Source organism: Acinetobacter sp. SWAC5, from assembly GCF_003419885.1.
Lineage (GTDB): Bacteria > Pseudomonadota > Gammaproteobacteria > Pseudomonadales > Moraxellaceae > Acinetobacter > Acinetobacter cumulans.
On sequence record NZ_QUWR01000004.1, the window covers coordinates 145,666 to 166,907 of the forward strand.

Sequence of the window (21,242 nt, forward strand, 5' to 3'; positions counted from 1 at the left end):
TTACTCTCCTGCCATTTCTACAAACAATTGACCATCTTCAACAATCACTGGGAATGTTTTAATTGGATCAGTTGCTGGTAGACACAATGCTTCACCTGTTTTTAAACAGAAACGCGCTGAATGTAATGGACATTCAACAGTACCGTCATCTTCAAGGTAACCTTCTGACATAGAAGCATTACCATGGCTGCATTTATCGTTCATCGCGAAGAATTCTCCGCCATTGTTAAATACAGCAAGCGCTTCGATACCGTTTACGCCACAATCTACTTTCAATGCTTCGCCTTCGTCTAATTCATCAACTTGGCAAACAAAAATCTTATTCATTAGAAGAACACACTCAGGTTATGTGAGTTGTAAGTCACCTGATCAAGGGTAATCTTACGGTTGAAGATTTCGAACCCTTGCTCAGTGTCGACTTTGCGGATCTTGTCGTGACGCTTACCACAGTAGATTGTTACATCTTTCTCTTTCTGGGTACGGTACAACAAGTACGTTACGTAAACGTCGTATTCGCCTTCAACTTCTGTCGCTTCAACAATCACATTTGAAACCATGTGTGTTGTACGTGAAGGAGGTTCTTCAGCCCAAGCCATACCTGTTTCTAAACGAGCTACACGGCGTTCCAACAAATCTTTAGTATCATTAAATACCCAAGTTGTTGGCGGCTCAATCGAACGACGACGGTCACGTGTTTGCGCGTTTGGTGTTGTGCGTAGCGTATAAGAAATATCTTCCGCTAATACAGCTAACCAATCACGGAACTTCCAATCGTCAAGCAATTTTGCTTCACGATAAAGAAACTGACTAATTTGATGATGAAGTTCTAAACTCACTTGACTCATTTCATAAGCTCCTTCTCATATTCGTCAGCCGCAGCTTCAACGTCTTCCCATTTTTCATGAATCAATAGATCTGCCCAACGACGGTACATACCACGTGCTGCAGTTTCTGAGAAAATGTAGTTGGTAATACCTGGAATGCCGTCTTCACGTACTTTCTCGTTGCCTTTACCCATTTCCATAATGAGTTTGTTTTGACGCGCTTTATAACCACGTAAAACTTTTTGAATCTCAATCCAGTTCTCAGAGTCATCTTGCTCTAGGAAACCAGCTGGACCAAATGCACGTGTTGCAGAACGTTCAAATGCTTCTTTCACTTCTTGTGATGCTTCAGCGTCTGCAATACAGAATGCCCAAACTTCAGTTTTGTTTGGACCACGTGGGTGCCATACGCGAAGTGTTGCAGTACCGTTTAACCAAGACAATGTTGGGAACATGGTGTTATGACCTGCAAGACGTAATGCACGTACTTCACCTAAACGCTCTTTAACTTCTTCATAAGTTTCACGGAAGTAGTTTGCAACTTCACCGTCTACCCATACGTTAGCATCTGGCTTTTCTGTAAAGAAGAAACCTGAACCATGACCGCGTGAACCGTATTGGATCGCGTCTTTCGCAGTTTCCCAAACTGGACGTGCAGTTTGCGCAGCGCCTAATTTCTTAGAAGCTTCGTCGTCTGGTTTCGCGCCAAGTACTTGAATTGCAGATGCGTGAGAGAACAATGCGTGGTATTGGTCAGATGCAAACTGTTCAGCTGCAAATTTCCAGTTACACTCGATTTCCCACTTGTGTACACCACCAATAATTTCTGTACCACCTGGACGACGGTCTAAAACGCCATCTAAGTACCAAGCGATATCGCCCATGTATTCTTCTAGGTCAGGTGTTGTTTCATCCCAACATGCGAATACTAAGCCTTTGTATGATTTAACACGGGTAACTTCAACCAGACCCCATTGCTCTTTACAAGCGCCATGCGGGAAAGCACGGTCTTCAAGTGGGATGTCTTTAAGTGAACCGTCAATACCGTATGACCAGCCGTGGTATGGGCAAGTGAACGCACGTGTGTTACCACAGTCTGCGAAGCTTACGCGCATAGAACGGTGACGGCATTGGTTTAAGAATGCTTTGATTGAACCGTCTTTTTGACGTGCAACAATAATTGGATCTTCACCCATGTAGGTATTGAAGAAATCCCCAGCCTTAGGAATTTGGCTCTCATGGCAAAGGAACAACCATGTACGACCGAAAACACGCTCTAATTCTAATTCGTAGATATCAGGATCTGTATAGATAGATGGCGTAATACGTCCATTTTGTGCATCGACCAAAGCATCGATTTCGCGCACATCAATTTTTCCACTCATGAAAAGCTCTCCTGTGGCCACTTAGGTCACAAAACAAATAGACTCAACTTTCCGACGATGATGGATTTTCACTGAGTTTTGCGGAAATATTTTTTTTGTTTTAATTAAGAGCTTTCACCAATTATTAGAATAGATATTTTTGATATACGCTTTCAATAAAACCCGCCAAGGCCATTTATTTTCTAAATGGCAAAATCAACTTCACGACATAGTTGTTTATAGATTATACTGACTTGAACTCATAGTAAGACATTTTTTGGATTACTCCTAGGCTAGATATATGGAATTACGACACCTTCGCTATTTTATAACCGTTGCTGAAGAATTAAACTTCAGTAAGGCAGCACTCAAACTTTATACAGCTCAGCCATCGCTAAGCCAACAGATTAAAGACCTTGAAGAAGACGTCGGTGTACAACTCCTACACCGCACGAAGCGTAAAGTAGAGCTGACTGAAGAAGGCGCCGTGTTCTTAGAACAAGCTCGCTTAACTTTGGCACAAGCAGACAAAGCCATTGCAATGGCACGTCAGGTTTCACAAGCCAAACAACAAATGCTCCGTATTGGCTTTGTCCCTGTGGCAGAGATGAAAATCTTTCCGTATGTACTGCCCAACCTACGTGTACAAAACCCTGACCTCAAAATTGAATTACTCAGCCTAAACAACGTTGAGCAAATGAAATTATTGAAAAAAGGTGAACTAGACATCACTTTTACCCGTCATAATTTCAATAGCGACGAAATTGAAAGTCAGTTCGTATTGCGTGAGCCTCTTATTTTCATTTTGCCTAAAGATCATCCTTTGGTAAAATATGATCGAATTCCAGTTAAAGCACTGAATGGCATAGATTTTATTATTCCTGCCGCAGAGCAATCACTGACCCTACATACAGCCATTTTAGACTTTGCCAAAGCCAATAATATTGAATTTAATATTGTGCAAAAAGCCGATAATATTTTGTTTAATATCAACTCAATTGGCATGGGATTGGGCTGTACAATCTTACCTGGCTACATTGCACCACTGACCATGAACAATACGGTTATTCGTCCTTTGGACATCGAACTGCCGTATCTTGATTTGTATGTCAGCTGGCGTAAAAATAGCGAATCTATTGCGGTAAACAAATTTATGGAACTGCTCACACGCGTGTTTTATTTAGATATTGCCCGCGAACAAAATTAATTTTTAATATCTTTTTACTAAAAAATATAGCACCATTATTTCTTAAATGAATAGTGGTGCTTTTTTTTGACTGGTTTTGCCCACTTTTTATCCAAACTAGACTTAAGTCTTACTCTTTTTATGTATAAAACATCTACTCTTTATGGGAAATAACTTATAAGAAAATGTTTCCATATCTATAAACCTAGGCTTTTTTAGTCAAATTACAACTTAAGTCTAATACGCTGGTCTAAGACCTAACCCATAAATACGACCTTTTTCTTAGCGAAGTTATACAAACAAGCCCTCATTTAACGATGCCAAGCACCCTAAATGTTACAAATAATGTTCCTTTTAAGCGCATCAGCTAAAAAAAAGAGTGCCGAAGCACTCTTTTTTATTCAGTTATGGCTTATTTCACGCCATGTACTGCTAAGTAGTTTTTAATTACTGTGTTAAATTCTGCTGATTTTTCAACTTGTGACCAGTGACCACATTGACTGAAAATGTGCGCATCAGCATTTGGCACAATATTTAAGATATCCCAAGTACGTGAAACTGGGATCACCACGTCTTGTGTACCATGAATCAAAAGCACAGGGACAGTGATGTCTTTCATTTTTTCGAAATCTAATGGGAATTCGAAACGATCACGGTCACGTGCGCCAACAACGTCCATCAAACGGTTTGATGCATAGTCATTTGCAGCAGATGCAAAACGTACTTTTACCAATTCATCAGTGATTAGGTCTTTGTTCACAACGAACATAGACAAAGTTTTCTTGATGCCTTCTTCTGTTAATACAGGGTTTGCATGTGCTTTAAGCGCTGCAGTTTGTTTCGCACCGCCCGTACCCATCGATACGATACCCAATACACGCTCAGGATAATCAAGCGCCATTTGGAATGCTAACCAACCACCTAATGAGTTACCTACCAACCAAGTTTTTTCAATACCAAGTGCATCTAAAGTACGTACTGCATGGTCTACCCAAGCACGGATACCATAAGCTGTATTTGGTGCAACTACTGTTTGGCCATAACCAATGGTATCAATTGCGATACAACGTGCTTGCTCACCAATTTGTGGTAGGTTTAACCACCAGTTCGCAGCTGCAGATACGCCAGTACCAGAACCGTGTAAAAATAGAATCGGCGTACCTTCACCAATTTCGTGGTAATGGGTTAATTCGCCTTCAGCAGTTTCAATCCATTTATCTTCTAAACCAAAGAATGAATCTGTCGTGTATTCAGGGATTTGAACTGTGCTCATACATACTCCTCGTACAGCGTCGTACTTGCGTTTCAATCACATCCGGATTTAAACGCCAATTAATTAAATATTTTGAGTTTTACCATTGCATATTACCCGCTATCCGCGTAGCTACTGATACAAAATTACGATCATAAGCAATAAAATTAATATAATTTAAATATTTGTTTTTATTAAGTTATTTTTATTTCATTTCCCTAAAAAGCATCGGGTATTTTCCACTGGAATATGGATGCATAAAAAAAGGGCAACCCAATTTGGATTACCCTTTGTTTTTTAAACCTACAAATTAGAACTTATAGGTATAAGTTGTTGCTACACGGTATTCCTCTAGGTCTGGCCTATAGTCAAAGTTCGCATCAATATACATTGCTTGGAAACCTAAACCTTTCAACTTACCTTCTGGAACTGTGTAATTCACAATTAAATTCAGCTCATCAGATTTCTGATCTTTCTTTCCATTGGTCTCAGCATCTTGGCCCATCATGTAAACCGCAGTCGCATTTAAACCTTTAGCGCCCATTTCAGCGAAGTCATAACCATAAGTTAAGCCATACGATTTTTCATTTTTCGCAGTGAATGTTGCTACACCCCAGTTCACTAAGTATGGCTGTGGTACCCAGCCACCCAATGTAGGGAAAGCATCATCACCAAACATCTGTTGGTAACCCAAGCCGACTGTATGTGAACCATAATTCACTTTTGCACCTACTGATAATGCCTGATTATCAATCGGCCCATATAAGCTATTGCCTGAATCTGCATTGTCAAAATAACGAATATGGCTATCAAATTTCGCTTTTTCACCTAATTTCGTTTTGTAGTTTAGGCCAACATAGTTTTGACGATAAATATCTTGCACATCGGCATACCAGTAGCTCCCGCCAATTTCAGGTGTAAACTGATGGTCAACACCCGCAATATACATACCGTCTGATTTTGGGCCATTATCGTAATAGCTCGCACCTTTTGCAGGAGCAAATAAAGTCAAATCACGGAATTGGTTGTCATAACGGTTATTAATGCCGTCAATATAAGCCAAGGTCAATTTTGTGTCTTTAATGTCTTTAGACTCTAACCATGCACCACTAAATGTAGTGAGTAGTTGACGCGATGGGTCAAAGACTAAAACTGGAGAAACGGGTAACAATTCACCTACTTTCAATTCTGTTTTAGCTACTTTTGCTTTTAAGGTCGCACCGACTTTGCCAAATTCATCTTTCGACTCTTTACCATCATGCGGCAAAATGAAGTCTGCATTTGCATCACGGCCATTGAGTTTAAAGGCATGTTGTACCAAAAGGTCTGCACCTACTTGAACACCACCACCAATATCTTGGTAACCTGATTTGGCATCCAACGTGATGCCTTGGCTCCATGAACCCCAGTTTTTGTTTGGCGTATCTTCAATTTGACGGTCTAAATAGAAATTTTTAAATTTCAATTGAACCTGACTGTCGCCAATAAAGTCTGCATGAGATGCAGTTGTCCCTAAAGTTGCTGTTGCAGCAAGCATTGCTATCCATAAGTTTTGACGACGCATGGCTCTCTTCCTAAATCATCAAATTAAGCTATGGTGCTATCATGCTGAACAATGCGAGTTTGAGAAATCAGACCACAGTATTAAGTTTTTTCGATGAATATCTCATCCTGATTCATTGCGTAATTTTGACTGATTTTGTTTAGAGTTTTCAGCAATAACTGTTTTGCACTTTATTTACCACATGGTTTAAATAAGTGCTCGTTTTATCATGGTTAAAATTATTTTTTAAAGTTTTTAATTCAGTTCTACACGCTACTTATTGCTTTTAAGTTTAACACCTTAAAATAGAGGCCTAATCTCGCCCCCAAACTTATATTTAAAACAAATAATACAATATATTAAAACTATTAATTTCAAATGTTTAGATCAAAAAAATAACATATTTTTCAACAGTTTTATTAAGTTGAATTGTTTCAGCACACAATGACACTGTTATGACATGCAAAATCTCTTTTTAGCAACATCATCGGTCAATCGACAACATCAGCCTCTTGTCTAAAATTCATGTGCGATAAACAAAAAAAGCACCCCAAATGGAGTGCTTTTTAGTGAACTTTGCTTAAGTAATATTAAGCTTGTAATTCACGTGCTTTAGACATTGTTAAAGCCAAATCTTCGATCATGTCTTCTTGACCGCCAACCGTACCACGACGACCAAGCTCAAGAAGAATTTCACGCGCAGAAACACCATATTTTGCTTCAGCACGTTTAGCAAATAACAAGAATGAAGAGTAAACGCCTGCATAACCTAATGTTGCAGCATCCCGATCGGCACGGATCGGGTTGTGCATCATTGGAATTACTAGGTCTTCAGCAATGTCTTGTACTTTAAACAAGTCAACGCCAGTTTCCATTTGCATACGGTTCGCAACAGCTACAAATAACTCAAGCGGTGTGTTACCCGCGCCAGCACCCAAACCTGCAGATGCCAAGTCAACACGGATCGCGCCGGCTTCAACAGCAGCAACCGTGTTTGCCACGCCCATACCTAAGTTATGGTGACCATGGAAACCGATTTCGATGTTCGAATCTAAGTTTTGACGTAAAGCGCCAACACGGTCAGTCACATCTTGCGGAAGCATATAACCCGCAGAGTCAGTCACATAGATACAGTTTGCACCGTAAGACACCATCTTTTTCGCTTCTTCTAATAAACGCTCTGGAGAAGCCATGTGCGCCATCATTAAGAAACCGACTGTGTCCATACCCAACTTACGTGCAGCAGTGATGTGCTGTTCAGAGCAATCCGCTTCTGTTGAGTGCGTTGCAACACGAATGGTTGAAACACCAATCTCATGCGCCATTTTCAGGTGATCAACCGTACCGATACCGGGAAGCAACAATGCTGTTACTTTGGCATTTTTCATACGCGGCACAACTGCAGATAAATATTCTTCATCTGTAGCAGCTGCAAAACCGTAGTTGACTGAGTTGCCGCCAAGACCATCACCATGTGTCACCTCAATTAAAGGCACACCTGCTTCATCTAAAGCAGTTGAAATGGCAATCATTTGCTCAACCGTAGTTTGATGGCGCTGTGGGTGCATACCGTCACGCAGTGTCATATCATTAATAATCACTTTAGACATGATGTGCTCCTTAAGCTTCAGCAACTTGTGATGCGATTAAACGCTCTGCAAACATTTCTGCAGTACGCGCAGCTGCTGCAGTCATAATATCGAGGTTACCCGCATATTTAGGCAAGAAGTCACCTAGGCCTTCTACTTCTAAGAAGATAGAAACACGGTTGCCATCAAAAATAGGACCATTTACAAGTTTGTAACCTGGTACATATTTTTGAACTTCCTTAAGCATGGCATGAACAGCTTCAGTAATAGCAGCTTGATCAGGCTCACCTTCAACTAAGCAATGCACTGTATCGCGCATATACACTGGTGGCTCAGCTGGGTTAATAATAATGATGGCCTTACCTTGTTTTGCACCGCCAACTTTTTCAATTGCGCTTGCAGTTGTACGGGTAAATTCATCAATATTTTTACGTGTACCAGGACCAATAGACTTAGTCGAAGCAGTTGCAATGATTTCGCCATAGTTCACAGGCTGAACGCTAGCAATCGCAGCAATCATTGGAATTGTTGCTTGGCCACCACATGTCACCATGTTTACGTTTGGTACTTCACCTGATTCAAGTAAAGCATTCAAGTTCACTGGTGGTACGCAGAATGGACCAATTGCAGCAGGTGTTAAGTCAATCATTAACACGCCAAGCTCATTTAACTTGCGGCTGTTTTCAGCATGTACATAAGCTGAAGTTGCATCAAATGCAATTTTGATGTCGTCTTCGATAATATGCGGAAGTAAACCATCTACGCCTTCAGCAGTGGTTTTCAAACCCATTTTTGCAGCACGTGCAAGACCTTCAGAAGTTGGGTCAATACCCACCATCCATACTGGTTCTAACCATTCGCTGCGTTGAAGTTTGTAAAGCAAATCAGTACCAATATTACCTGGACCGATCATTGCACATTTAATCTTTTTCATTAACGTACTCTCTAAAAATTTTGCTCAGGCCAAGTCTTATTCAGCAGCAAATGCAGCTGTTACAGAACCAAAACCTTCAATTTCAACCACAAATTCGTCACCCGCGTTTGCCACAACCATTGGGCCAAGCGCACCAGTCAAAATAATGTCACCTGCCAAAAGTGGACGACCACGGCGTACCATTTCATCTGCCAACCAAACAGCAGCATTCAGTGGGTTTGCAAGACATGCTTTACCAACACCTTGAGATACCACTTCGCCCGCGCGAGTCATGGTCATTTTGCAATTTACAAGATCAAGGTTTTCCAGTTTCACAGGGCGTGAACCTAAAACATAAGCCGCTGAAGATGCATTATCAGCCACGGTATCAATCAATGAAATTTTCCAATTTTCGATACGGCTATCAACCACTTCTACCGCAGGAAGTGCATAGTCAGTTGCACTAATAATGTCTGCGTAAGTGTGTTTTTCTTTCGTTAAATCTGCTTTGATCACTAAAGCGATTTCTGCTTCAACTTTAGGCTGGATCAAAAGACCCGCTGGGATCGCTTCGCCATCACCATAAGCCATATCGGCAAATAACATACCAAAGTCAGGCTGATCTACGCCCAACTGTGCTTGAACTACTTTTGAAGTCAAACCAATTTTACGGCCAGTTAAACGACGACCTTCTGTTAAAGCGCGCGCAGTATTTACTTCCTGAACTGCATACGCAATATCAACATCTGCACTTTCACCGCCAAGTTGTGGACGGATTGGCGCAATCGCTTTTTTTGATAGTTCAGCTTCTCGCAGTGCTAAAGCAACTGACTCAACAACAGCAGAATTCGACATCAATGTTTCCTTAAACTGCAAAAATGGGACTTACAGCGCCATCTGTGAAAAGTCAATTTAAAGTTCATGTGTAAAGTCAATGAACCTCAACCCTTCCTAACCAACAATCATGTCTGGCAGGTGCTTCAGCAGAGAACGCTTATATGAATAAACTGGTTTAGAATCGGGATTTTGCTATTCAAGTGCCAATACTTATTTTATTTCTAACAATAGCTAATTCCTATAAATTAACTCGGATTTATTATTTAAAAACAAAACTTTAAGATTAAACAATAAGCTGCAATCAAAATCACAGCGGGTGTATGAATTTCCCTCAATCGAAAATAAACACCCTATATACGACTAAAAGACTAGATCATTTGTTGTTTTTTAAGACTATGCCTACCAATATAAGCTTCAAATTTTTCCAATACTGCATAAAAAAAGGCGGGACTCGTTAGATACTAGCCACCCGCCATTTCTCTTTATTTAAGCCAGTTAAAGCTTAAATCAGTTCAATATCTTGTACTTGTGCCAAAAGAAAATCATGCAATTTACGCACATCAGACACAATTGCCAGTGGAGCAAATTGCGACAGTACTTGCTGATCATGCACACCATATAGCACCCCAACTCGAGGCATCTGAATATTTTGCGCCATCTGCAAATCATAAGAGGTATCCCCCACCATAATTGCAGCCTCTGCAACCACACCTGTTTGCTGCAAGATTTCTTGCAACATCAACGGATCGGGTTTGGATTTAGTTTCACTAGCAGCACGTGTTGCAACAAATAAATCTTCGCTTTGCGTCTGATGTAACACACGGTCTAAACCTTTACGACTCTTCCCTGTAGCAACCGCCAATTGCACTCCTTGATCTTTCAAATCACGTAGCATTTCGGACACGCCTGCAAACCATGCATCACCTTTTGAGTTCGCGACATAATGGGTTGCATAGCTTTGTAAAATCTCTTCATGTAATTCAGGTACATTCGGAAATAAACACTGAGCAACTTCTGGTAAACCTAGGCCAATAATGCTTTTTGCATCTTCAGCAGTCAGCGGTTGCTGATACTGCTCGGCAGCAAACATAAGACTTGCCACAATTTGTCCAACGGAATCAAATAAAGTGCCATCCCAATCAAAAATGATCAGTTCTACTGGTTTTTTCATAAAATTTTCCTAAATTTGATTCTGCTTAAAACAAATCATGTGCATACCCCTTGTAGAGCAGGCTTGGGAGAAATGAGTTCTAACTCAATTTTACACAGCGCAGAGCTATAGAAAGGACAACAATTTAAAAATTAATCCTCAGGCGTTGCAGCTGGTTTATCCGCTTTCTGTGCGCGCAGCTGTGCCACTAAACTTTGCATGTCTTCAGGTAATGGCGCCTCAATCGTCGCATAACCAGGAATTTCAAGGCGCATTGCATGTAAGCATAAACGGCGCGGTTTCGGACCTTTATAATCAGTTTCATGACCGTATTTATCATCACCCACCAATGGATGACCAATACTTAAACCATGCACACGAATCTGATGGGTACGACCAGACAATGGCGAAGCGTACACCAAAGTTGCATGCATAAAGCGTTCTTGAACATTCCACTGGGTTTTCGATTCTTTACCGTCTTTAGACACGCGTACACGACGCTCGCCATTGGCCAATTCATAACGAAGTAGTGGCTGATCAATCAACTGCTTATCTAAACTCACTTGGCCTTTGACCACAGCCGCATAGGTCTTTTGAATTTTGTGCTCGCGCAACATATCTTGTAAAGTCTTCAATACACTACGCTTTTTAGAAATCATCACCAAACCAGATGTATCACGGTCAATACGGTGAATCAGCTCTAAATATTTTTTACCTGTAGCAGCACGTAAGCCTTCAATCAAGCCATAAGCCACACCACTACCACCATGCACAGCAATACCTGATGGCTTATTGACCACCATTAAGCCTTCATCTTCGTAAATCACACGCGCCAATAAACTTTGTGCCACTTTATCGGACACAGGTACGGCTGATTCGTCTTTTTGTTCATAACGAATTGGGGCAACCCGAACTTGATCGCCAATATTTAATTTAGTTTCTGCTTTCACGCGTTTTTTATTTACACGCACTTGGCTTTCACGAATCAAACGATAAATTCGACTTTTAGGTACGCCTTTGAGTCGGGTAAATAGAAAATTATCAATGCGCTGTCCCGCTTGATGCTCATCCACTTCAAACCAAGTGACGCTTTGCCATTGCTGTGTAGAATTCATACAATTACTGTGACCTAAAAAAAATACTAAATTTGGTTAAAAACTGATCATTTAGGCTATGCTTTACACAAGAAACATAAGCTTAGCCCATAGGCAGATGATGCAAGGTTTGATATAGTCAGCGCACGGAAACCATCGTTGGTGGACAAAAGTTGAATCGTTTCAGTTTACTGAGCATGCTTTTTCAATGAAATGCCCATCTAAATACGCATAGGTCCCAAAAGAATTATGCCGACGCCGAAGGCTTATTATATCGGCAAAACTGTAAGCTGTTGCGTTTAATTACATCTATACGATGTAAAAGCAGCTTACCCAAAAAAATATGCTGCCAACTTTAGTTGGTTTTAAACGTAAACTGATACACATCAGATTAGTCGCGCCCTAATGCTGCATTCAGGCTACAGCGTTGATACATTGGATCTGCACAAGTTGTAAAGATACGATGATAATTCCGTATCAAGACACTCTATCTACAAAGAAGGGATGATCTTTGAGCAATGTGACAGTGAAAGTTACTCACATCCAATGTACCGCTTGTCCGCCAGTGAATCCATGAGGTGACTTTAATCGTTTAAAGATTGAAGCCGTATTGCCATCATCAATACGTGAATCAAAAACCGAAGCCCACTATAAAGAAGGCCGGTAAAAAAACTCAGACCGCAATCGGTATATTTGAGATCTGAGGGTTGATCCGTTGTTTGATGTTCGCTACGTGTATAGCGATGTTTTGTTGTGTATCACTATTAGGTGTTACTCCATGAAACGTATGTTGATTAATGCAACACATGCCGAAGAGATTCGCGTTGCACTTGTCACTGGACAACGTCTTTACGATTTTGACTTAGAAAATCGTACGCGTGAGCAAAAAAAATCCAACATCTATAAAGGTCACGTGACTCGCGTTGAACCTTCTCTAGAAGCTGTATTCGTTGAATACGGTGCAGGTCGTCAAGGTTTCTTGTCGATGCGGGAAATTGCCAACTCATATTACAAAGCTGACCCTCGTCAAACTTCAAACATTCGTGAGCTCATCACGGAAGGCACTGAACTTTTAGTTCAAGTGGAAAAAGAAGAACGCGGCAACAAAGGCGCAGCTTTATCTACTTTCATTTCACTTGCGGGTCGTTATTTGGTACTTATGCCAAACAACCCTAAAGGTGGCGGGATTAGTCGTCAAATTTCTGGTTCAGTTCGTGAAGAATTGAAAGAAATGTTGGCATCTTTAAATATCCCTCGCGGTATGAGCGTAATTGTACGTACTGCAGGTATTGGCCGTTCACAAGAAGAATTGCAACTTGACCTACAGCACTTATTAGACCTTTGGGCTCAAATCCAAAGCACGTCTAATTCAGGTCCATCACCAATGCTTGTTCATCAAGAAGCTGGTGTCGTAACACGTGCAATTCGTGACTATCTACGTGATGACGTTGCAGAAATTCTGATTGACTCTGAACAAGCCTATAACGAAGCATATAACTTTGTTAAAGCTGTGATGCCTCGTCAAATCGACAAACTTAAAACATATACTTTAAATGAACCGTTATTTGCTCATTTTGGTATTGAAAGCCAAATTCAAACGGCTTATGAGCGTGAAGTTAAACTTCCTTCTGGCGGTTCAATTGTCATCGATCAAACTGAAGCTTTAGTGTCTATCGACATTAACTCAGCGAAATCAACACGTGGTCACGATGTAGAAGAAACTGCACTCAACACCAACTTAGAAGCAGCTGAAGAAATTGCGCGCCAACTTCGTTTACGCGACATTGGTGGCTTGGTTGTTATCGACTTCATCGACATGACCAAAGACCGTAACCAACGTATGGTTGAAGCGAAACTTCGTGAAGCTACACAAAGCGACCGTGCCCGCATTCAATTCGGTCAATTGTCTCGCTTTGGTTTAATGGAAATGAGCCGTCAACGCTTACGTCCATCACTCGAAGAAGCAACCGGTTATGTATGCCCACGTTGCCACGGCACTGGTATGGTTCGTGACCTACGCTCTCTTTCACTTTCAATTATGCGTAAAGTTGAAGAGATTGCCCTTCGCGAGCGTCATGGTGAAGTTCAAGTAGAAGTTCCTGTAGAAATTGCAGCCTTCTTATTGAATGAAAAACGTCATAGCCTTGTGTACTTAGAACAAACTTCAAATGTACGTGTCACTGTATTGCCTCACCCGCATTTAGAAACACCACATTACGAAATTTCATACAACCCAGAAGGCTTTGCGCCAACTAGTTATGAACGTACTGAAGCAACGCGTTCAAGCGAAAAAGAATTGGGCTATGAAGCTTCTGAATGGCATTTAGAAGACGAACAACAAGTCGCTCAAGCGCCTGTTCAAACACAAGAAAAAGGCCATAAAAAGTCACAACACAAGGCTCAAGCTGCACAACAAGCACCTGTCGCTCAAGCGCCAGCACCTGCTGTTGCAAGCTCTAGCCCATGTGCTTGGTTAGAAAACTTGTTTGTACAAAAGCAAGCTGCAACCATCGATCAATCACGTACTGCAAATAATGCAGCAACCATGATTGAACAAATGGTGAATGGTGGTGCTGTAAGCCGTGGTCAATTTGGCCAAGTGGGTCAAGTTGCTACAGCCGCTGCACCAGTTGCCGCACCTGCAAGCAATGTGTACTTAGCGCCGTCTACGTCTGTTACACATAAGCCTGATGTTCGTGAAACAGAAAAACATGTTGAGAAAGACGAAAAAGCAACTCAGCGCAACCACAACAAAAAGCAACGCAACAAACACAAAGAACCACGTGAGCAAGTTGCTCAAGACAATGCACCACAACATCAAGTGCATGAAGAAGTGCTCCAAGTGTCGCGTCAAGAGCAACGTCAAGAAGCGCGTGAAAACAAGCGCAACTCACGTCGCCCACACAACAACAATCACAACGAACAACAGCAGCATGATGTGCAACAAAATCATGAACAACAAGCTGTTCCACGTCGTGATCGTAACAACCACCAACGTCCAAACCGCCCAAATCGCCACCGTGATCCAAGCGTTTTAAATGAGCAAACCATTGCTCAAGAGTTGGCAGTTGAAAACACGCCTGCTGTTGCTTCGCGCCAACCTAAAGTAGAAACTATTGAAGTACCTCGCCAAGAGATTCTTCCAACTGCTATGGTGGTAAACCTTGATCAAGCGCAAAGTGAAATTGTTGCTTTAACGCCTGAAGCACCAGCAAAAGCTGAAAAGCCAGCACGTGCACAAGTTGCAGAAGCTACACCAGCAGAAACTGCTGTTGTTACTGAAGCACCAAAAACAGAGCACAAGAGCAAAGCCAAAGCACATCAAGAACCTGCTGAAAAGCCAGTTCAAGATGCACCAGTGAAACGTGCAAGCAATGACCCGCGTCAACGTCGTCGTCAGCAACGTGAAGCGCAAAATCGTCAAGCTCAGGCACCGAAGTTATCACCTTCACAAGTACCAACTTTGGGTGAATATACTGTGGGGAGTCTAATTCGCCATGTCTATGGTGAAGACTGCTCTGTGCTAATTGAACAGTTTGGTTTAATTCCAACATTCAACCGTGCATTGCAAAAATTCACGGAAGAGTATGCAGCTACACTTTCTACAGTTGCACCAACAGCTGTTGAGAAAAAACCTGTCACACGTGATGTTGTCGTTGCTAAAGCAGCACCTCAAGCAGAACCTGCACCGGTATTGGACTTAACACCACCGAAAGCAACTTCTGAAAATCGTGTTTCAAATGATCCACGTGTACGTCGTCGTTTAGCTAAATTGGCGGCAGAACAAGCCCTTGAGCAAGCGAAAAGCGCGCAAGCTGAAGTAACCGAAACAGCTGAAAGCACAACTGAAGCAACGCCTGCTGTTGAACATGTAGCTGAAGTCGCTCCAGTGCTTGAAGAACTCGCACCTACTCAAGCAACGCTTGCAATAGAGCCAGTTGTAGAAGAAGCAACTGAAACACCAGCAGAAGTTGAAGCAACACCTGTTGAAGTGAATGAAGTTGTTGAAGCTGAGTCTGAGGTTCAGGAAGCCGTAGAAAATACGGATGTCATTGATGCAGATGACGAAAAAGTCAAAGCAGACAAAGACAAACCTGCTCGCCCGCGCCGTCCTCGTGGTCGTCCACCAAAGAAAAGTAATACTTCAGCTGAGTAATACTTGCAAAATTGCAGCTGATTAAAAAAATCCAGTCATTTCGGTGACTGGTTTTTTTTTGATACTTTTGTCAAATTAGGTTGATTGCACTAGATTAAAACGATTAAAAACCAATATCTCTACTGAATGCATCATATACCGCTAACAAAAGACGTATTGGATTACGCAAAATAACTAGGATTCTCATGAGCCAAACTACACAACACGACCTGATTGGGATTGCGGATGTCGCTGCTAAAATTCCAAAATTTATGAGCAAAGTCCCTAATTTATTGACGGGACTAAAACAAGCCTATTTACGCACTCCAAATACACCTGCTGGTCTTGGTCTCGCATTTGAAAAAGCCGTTAAGCGCAATCCAAATGGCATGGCTTTACTCTTTGAAGAACAAAAATATACCTATACCGAGCTCAACCAATGGGCTAACCAGATTTCGCATTACTACCTTTCCCTCGGAGCTAAAAAAGGTGATGTGATTGCGGTGATGATTGAAAACCGCTCTGAGTTGGTGGCATGTATTGTTGCGTTAGCAAAAATTGGCGTGACGGCTGCACTGGTGAATACCTCTCAAGTAGGTAAGGTGCTCGCACATAGCATTAACCTTGTGAACCCGATCGCTGTGATTGTAGGTGAAGAATGCCGTGTTGCTGTTGATGAAATTCGTAATGACCTGAGCGTCGCACCAGAGCGTTTACATTGGTTTGCCGATCAAGCAACACTAATAGATGCAGGTAAAGCACCTAAAGGCTTTCAAAACCTCGCTCAGCTGATTGAGCAATTTCCAAAATTCAACCCACCAACCACACAAAGTGTAAAAGGCAAAGATGGCCTGTTTTATATTTACACTTCTGGCACCACCGGCCTCCCTAAGGCCGTGATTTTTACCAATAGTCGTTGGACATTGGCTTATGGCACTTACGGTCATATTTTAAATCTCACTCCAGATGACGTCATGTATGTCACCCTGCCCCTTTACCATGCAACAGGTACTGTGGTGTGCTGGTGTGGTGTGATTGCAGGTGCTGCAACACTCGCAATTCGTCGTAAATACTCAACTTCCTCTTTTTGGAAAGATGTACAAAAATTTGATGCCTCAGCGATTGGCTATGTTGGTGAGCTGTGTCGCTATCTTATGGATGCACCACCATCTGATCTTGAAAAAGGCCACCGTGTCACCAAAATGATTGGTAACGGTATGCGCCCAAATATCTGGGACAAATTTAAAGAACGCTTTGGTATTGAAGAAGTCTTAGAGTTATATGCGTCGAGTGAAGGCAACGTTGGCTTTAGTAACGTATTTAACTTTGACAATACTGTAGGCTTCTCGCCAACACCGTATGCGGTTATTCAATTTGATAAAGAAAAGAATGAGCCCATCCGCAATAAAAAAGGATGGTGCATTAAAGTTAAAAAAGGTGAAGTGGGGCTATTGGTGGGTAAAATTACCCGTCGCTCACCGTTCGATGGCTATACCGATCCAGAAAAAAATAAATCGGTCATTATCAAAGATATGTTTAAGCATGGCGATGCTTACTTCAATACCGGCGATTTAGTGCGTGATATTGGCTTCCGCCATGCACAATTTGTGGATCGCCTAGGTGATACCTTCCGCTGGAAAGGCGAGAATGTGTCAACAACTGAAGTTGAAAACATGGTGAGTGAGTACAGTAAAATTTCAGAAGCCGTAGTTTATGGTGTAGAAATTCCAAATACCAATGGTCGTGCAGGTATGGCAGCCATTACCCTACACCCAAATGCTGTATTAGATGAACAAGACTGCAAAGATATGCTGGTTGAATTTAAAAAATGCCTTCCAGCCTATGCAGTCCCGTTGTTTTTACGCATACAACAGCAAGTTGAAACCACAGGCACCTTTAAATATCAAAAGAGTAAGTTAAAAGAACAAGGCTTTGATCCTGAAAAAACCAGTGATCGTATCTTGGTTTGGCTACCCAATAGTGATGCTTACTGTGACTTAACTGCAGATATTTTAAGCAACATTAACGCCTACAAGTATCGTTTCTGATTATAAAAAGCCCGTTTTTTGATAAAAACGGGCTTTTTTGTTGTATTTATAAACAAACAAAAGCAAGTTTATGATTTTTTACTTGCGCTCAATCGATATCTTGCTACAATACGCACCATCAAGTGATATGGGTCGTTAGCTCAGTTGGTAGAGCAGTAGACTTTTAATCTATTGGTCCCGCGTTCGAGTCGCGGACGACCCACCATTTACTTCGATACCCCAAAGATGGGTCGTTAGCTCAGTTGGTAGAGCAGTAGACTTTTAATCTATTGGTCCCGCGTTCGAGTCGCGGACGACCCACCATCTTTCTAAAACTTCGGTTTTAGACTAAAATGCAGTATACTCCCTAAGGGTCGTTAGCTCAGTTGGTAGAGCAGTAGACTTTTAATCTATTGGTCCCGCGTTCGAGTCGCGGACGACCCACCATTCTTTCTTAGGGCTTCTTTCTTCCGGCATGCGAAGAAAAAGAAACCTGCAAGTTCCGACCAAGACCAATCTACCCATTCGGGTGTATTTGCCATTCTCGAAATTTTGCTATACCGATGTTGCAATGTACGGTGTTTTTTGACGTCTATACATTCACTTTTGCACTCGGGTGATGCTTCAAAGCAATGCTTTAAGTTCACTAATCCTGACAAAGGGTTGTTAGCTCAGCTGGTAGAGCAGTAGACTCTTAATCTATTGGTCGTGGGTTCGAACCCCACACAACCCACCACATTCTGTTATTTTCAATTTGATCTATTCTTGCACAGATCGAGTATTAATTTTTTCTAGCACATAAGCTTTCAGTGGCAATGGATTCCCTTCAGCAAAATATTGCTGATTCACTTCAGTTGCATGAGCAATTTTATCCAAATCCATCACAATATTTTTTTAGCATCAATATCATAAAAAAAGTCGCCCCCTGAAGCACGATGCAAAATAATTTGATGCACATTTGGGTCATAAGACCAATGGTCCTGCCGATATTGTTGATTGGAGGTAAAGGTAATGGAGCCACGATGTTTAATCATGCGATGTGCTATACCATTGGGTGATAAACTGATAATGAAATCAGCTTCACCACTTTCACAACCGACAAAAGCATCTTCGCAATCAATTTTCGTGGCATAACGGCCAACATAAGGCATCGCCTCTTGGTTCACCAAGCCCACATTCATAGGTTGTTCAGCGATCGCAACCCTCTCCTGCCCCAACGCCACATTCAATAAAGCACGACCCTTCTGTTTTTCTAGATCCAACCTATCCACTTGGATGACATCTTTTTGCACATTACTGGCTTGATGCTCAGGTGAGCTACACCCTATGAGGGCAAAGCATGATAAAACCATCATGCCTAGCCAAACTTTCTTCGTCACCCAACGCTGGCAATACTTCGATAAGTGAAGAGCGGTTAAAATTTTCATCAGTAAAATATGCTCTACTCTTATATATGATGACCAATTGCTTATCAGACATTAAAAAACTCTAAATTTTATAGATATGTATGCTGTATAAATTTTTAAAATTAAATGTATGCCACCATTATTTTCTAAATCCTCATTCTTTTACATATCTTTACGTTTTTTTTGCTTAAAACAGCTTTAAAAATTGATCCATGTCACCATTTTAAAAGTATGGATGCATGATTGAATTAAGTTTTATCGTTCACATGATGCTTCATATAACAATTGATGAATTAAGGAGACTTGAATGGCCAATGTTGGTTTATATCGTTCGAACCGTTCAAACATGATTGCGGGTGTAATGGGCGGTATTGCTGAACGTTTTGGTTGGAATGCAAATTTGTTGCGCGTTATTTTCGTGATCGTTTCATGTATGAGTGCAGCATTTCCAGGGATTTTGGTGTATTTGGTTTTATGGCTGGTGATTCCAAAACAGCAAAGCCAATACAAAAATATGCAAGGCTATGACCACCCTGTACGTACTGTAAATAATGATCCGTTGCAGTAATCTGCATTTAAATTCAGGTTATTTTAATTTTAGTCTGTTGTTATAAACACAATAGAGATCCCTTAGACCTCTTTGGTCGCTGTAGGTTTTCCCCCAAAAGCCTACAGCTTTTTTTTGCCTACATTTAAGCTTTCTCTTTTAAGAAGTGAATTTGCTGATTTAAGGCTGCAATCATGTCTGCACGACTAATCATGCCAATTAAGCGCTGATTTTCAACCACAGGGATGTAATTAAAAGAACGCTCAACAAAGTATGGAACTAAATCTTCAATCGGTTGATCTGGTCTGACAGTCACCACTTTAGGATTCATAATCTGATATACGTGATTTTCCCAGCTGGCTTTAGGATCAGCAGCGCGTTTGAACCACTCCACGACCTCATACAAAGCTAAATTACCCACCAATCGGTCCAAATCACCTACCACGGGCAGGCTCATTAAATTCACCTGTTTAAATTTTTCTAAAGCCGACTGAATATCATCTTCGGCCCTCAAAGTAAGCACCTGACGGCTCATAATGTCACGACAGCTAAACTGACTTAAATTGCGACGGTTTGCCAACTGCTGTGCTTCTAAAATAATTTTCTGTAAGTCATATTCACTAATATCAAGCAACTGGCTCTGACGTTCTAATACCTGCTGAATATCTACTGGCCGAATGGACACTTTCTGCATCGGTGTCGGATCTGCGCTGCGTATATTGACCTGTGGACGCTGCGGATATGGTTTACCAAGCAAACGGTTATAAAATATAGCAAAGGCCATCAGCAATACAGAATTTAATAGCACAGGATAAAACAGAAATGCATAACCCAAATCTTGTACAGCTTTGCCACCCAGCACCGCAGTAATCGCCACCGCGCCACTCGGCGGATGTAAGGAATCTGTGGTCATCATCAGCACGATAGCCAGCGCAACGGCTACACTAAATGCTTCAGTCTGATTGGGTATCCACATTGCGCAGGTCACACCGATGAGCGCCGCAATACTGTTACCAACCACCATATTCCAGGGCTGTGCCAAAGGACTAGCAGGCACAGCAAACAACAGCACTGAAGATGCGCCCATAGGCGCGATATACCATGCATTTAGGTTACCTAGTGCAAGCCAACTGATGAGCGAGGAAATACTTAATCCAAGCAAAGCCCCTACCCCACATAAGACGCGGTCTTTAAGCGGGAGCACTTTAAAATTAGGTTTTAGGGTATTGAGCCAAGCTGCTTTGGAGTGAAACACGTGAGACCTGCATTTGCTGTTTTATATTTAAACGAATTATAGGCGACACTTCATTAAAAGATGTATTTATTTTATATGTTATAAATATTAGATTTATTTTTGAAAATATAAATAAAATTT

17 protein-coding genes and 4 tRNA genes are annotated in these 21,242 nt (G+C 41.5%); 8 read left to right on the plus strand and 13 right to left on the minus strand.

Annotated features, from left to right (window positions below; all coding sequences use genetic code 11):
- The 3 genes from hcaC to hcaE are packed head-to-tail and all read right to left on the minus strand — an operon-like array spanning position 1 to position 2,209.
- A complete protein-coding gene (gene hcaC, locus DYI81_RS04565) occupies positions 1–327 on the minus strand; it encodes a 3-phenylpropionate/cinnamic acid dioxygenase ferredoxin subunit (protein WP_004278517.1) in 327 nt (108 codons plus the stop codon).
- The gene (hcaF, locus tag DYI81_RS04570) at positions 327–845 is read right to left on the minus strand and encodes a 3-phenylpropionate/cinnamic acid dioxygenase subunit beta (protein WP_106985355.1); all 519 of its coding nucleotides are present in this window, start codon (positions 843–845) and stop codon (positions 327–329) included. The genes hcaC and hcaF overlap by 1 nt, the downstream gene beginning before the upstream one ends.
- The gene (gene hcaE, locus DYI81_RS04575; protein ID WP_106985354.1) at positions 842–2,209 is read right to left on the minus strand and encodes a 3-phenylpropionate/cinnamic acid dioxygenase subunit alpha; all 1,368 of its coding nucleotides are present in this window, start codon (positions 2,207–2,209) and stop codon (positions 842–844) included. Before hcaE ends, hcaF begins: the two co-directional genes overlap by 4 nt.
- A gap of 280 nt (positions 2,210–2,489) precedes the next feature.
- Here hcaE and hcaR point away from each other — a divergent pair, with 280 nt between their 5' ends.
- Positions 2,490–3,395 carry a DNA-binding transcriptional regulator HcaR gene (gene hcaR, locus DYI81_RS04580; RefSeq protein ID WP_117006844.1) on the plus strand — a complete coding sequence of 302 codons (906 nt, stop codon included), beginning with the start codon at positions 2,490–2,492 and terminating at the stop codon, positions 3,393–3,395.
- Positions 3,396–3,786: 391 nt separating this feature from the next.
- Here the strand turns inward: hcaR and DYI81_RS04585 are convergent, their stop codons facing one another.
- The 7 genes from DYI81_RS04585 to DYI81_RS04615 all read right to left on the minus strand — a co-directional run bounded on the left by DYI81_RS04585 (position 3,787) and on the right by DYI81_RS04615 (position 11,773).
- A complete protein-coding gene (locus DYI81_RS04585) occupies positions 3,787–4,647 on the minus strand; it encodes an alpha/beta hydrolase (RefSeq protein WP_106985352.1) in 861 nt (286 codons plus the stop codon).
- A 289-nt stretch (positions 4,648–4,936) separates the two neighbouring features.
- Entirely contained in the window at positions 4,937–6,190 is a 1,254-nt protein-coding gene (locus DYI81_RS04590) for an OprD family outer membrane porin (RefSeq protein ID WP_117006845.1), read from the minus strand.
- Between the two features lie 569 nt (positions 6,191–6,759).
- Positions 6,760–7,779, minus strand: coding sequence for a 4-hydroxy-2-oxovalerate aldolase (dmpG, locus tag DYI81_RS04595; RefSeq protein WP_117006846.1), 1,020 nt, complete (start codon positions 7,777–7,779; stop codon positions 6,760–6,762).
- 10 nt (positions 7,780–7,789) lie between these two features.
- Complete coding sequence (locus tag DYI81_RS04600) at positions 7,790–8,692, minus strand: acetaldehyde dehydrogenase (acetylating) (protein WP_106985349.1); 903 nt, start codon at positions 8,690–8,692, stop codon at positions 7,790–7,792.
- Positions 8,693–8,728: 36 nt separating this feature from the next.
- Positions 8,729–9,526 carry a fumarylacetoacetate hydrolase family protein gene (locus DYI81_RS04605; protein ID WP_106985348.1) on the minus strand — a complete coding sequence of 266 codons (798 nt, stop codon included), beginning with the start codon at positions 9,524–9,526 and terminating at the stop codon, positions 8,729–8,731.
- Positions 9,527–10,010: 484 nt separating this feature from the next.
- Positions 10,011–10,679: an HAD-IA family hydrolase gene (locus tag DYI81_RS04610; protein ID WP_117006847.1), complete on the minus strand. Its 669-nt coding sequence runs from the start codon at positions 10,677–10,679 to the stop codon at positions 10,011–10,013.
- A 131-nt stretch (positions 10,680–10,810) separates the two neighbouring features.
- Complete coding sequence (locus tag DYI81_RS04615) at positions 10,811–11,773, minus strand: RluA family pseudouridine synthase (protein WP_106985346.1); 963 nt, start codon at positions 11,771–11,773, stop codon at positions 10,811–10,813.
- Positions 11,774–12,530: 757 nt separating this feature from the next.
- On the opposite strand from DYI81_RS04615, the gene DYI81_RS04625 reads away from it, so the two are divergent.
- The 6 genes from DYI81_RS04625 (at position 12,531) to DYI81_RS04650 (ending at position 18,650) form a co-directional block, all read left to right on the plus strand.
- Entirely contained in the window at positions 12,531–15,908 is a 3,378-nt protein-coding gene (locus DYI81_RS04625; RefSeq protein WP_117006848.1) for an Rne/Rng family ribonuclease, read from the plus strand.
- A 185-nt stretch (positions 15,909–16,093) separates the two neighbouring features.
- The gene (locus tag DYI81_RS04630) at positions 16,094–17,935 is read left to right on the plus strand and encodes a long-chain-acyl-CoA synthetase (RefSeq protein ID WP_117006849.1); all 1,842 of its coding nucleotides are present in this window, start codon (positions 16,094–16,096) and stop codon (positions 17,933–17,935) included.
- Between the two features lie 129 nt (positions 17,936–18,064).
- Positions 18,065–18,140: transfer RNA gene (locus tag DYI81_RS04635), tRNA-Lys, on the plus strand.
- Between the two features lie 22 nt (positions 18,141–18,162).
- Positions 18,163–18,238: transfer RNA gene (locus tag DYI81_RS04640), tRNA-Lys, on the plus strand.
- Positions 18,239–18,285: 47 nt separating this feature from the next.
- A tRNA-Lys gene (locus tag DYI81_RS04645) sits at positions 18,286–18,361 on the plus strand.
- Positions 18,362–18,574: 213 nt separating this feature from the next.
- A tRNA-Lys gene (locus DYI81_RS04650) sits at positions 18,575–18,650 on the plus strand.
- Between the two features lie 23 nt (positions 18,651–18,673).
- Here the strand turns inward: DYI81_RS04650 and DYI81_RS18220 are convergent.
- Positions 18,674–18,796, minus strand: coding sequence for a hypothetical protein (locus DYI81_RS18220; RefSeq protein WP_265936308.1), 123 nt, complete (start codon positions 18,794–18,796; stop codon positions 18,674–18,676).
- Positions 18,796–19,341 (minus strand): hypothetical protein, encoded by a 546-nt coding sequence (locus DYI81_RS04655; RefSeq protein ID WP_117006850.1) that lies wholly within the window; start codon positions 19,339–19,341, stop codon positions 18,796–18,798. Before DYI81_RS04655 ends, DYI81_RS18220 begins: the two co-directional genes overlap by 1 nt.
- A 286-nt stretch (positions 19,342–19,627) precedes the next feature.
- Between DYI81_RS04655 and DYI81_RS04660 the strand changes: the two genes are divergently transcribed.
- Positions 19,628–19,888, plus strand: a complete 261-nt coding sequence (locus tag DYI81_RS04660; RefSeq protein ID WP_106985342.1) for a PspC domain-containing protein — start codon at positions 19,628–19,630, stop codon at positions 19,886–19,888.
- Positions 19,889–20,012: 124 nt separating this feature from the next.
- On the opposite strand, the gene DYI81_RS04665 is transcribed toward DYI81_RS04660, so the two are convergent.
- Positions 20,013–21,122 (minus strand): HPP family protein, encoded by a 1,110-nt coding sequence (locus DYI81_RS04665; RefSeq protein ID WP_117006851.1) that lies wholly within the window; start codon positions 21,120–21,122, stop codon positions 20,013–20,015.
- Positions 21,123–21,242: the final 120 nt, after the last annotated feature.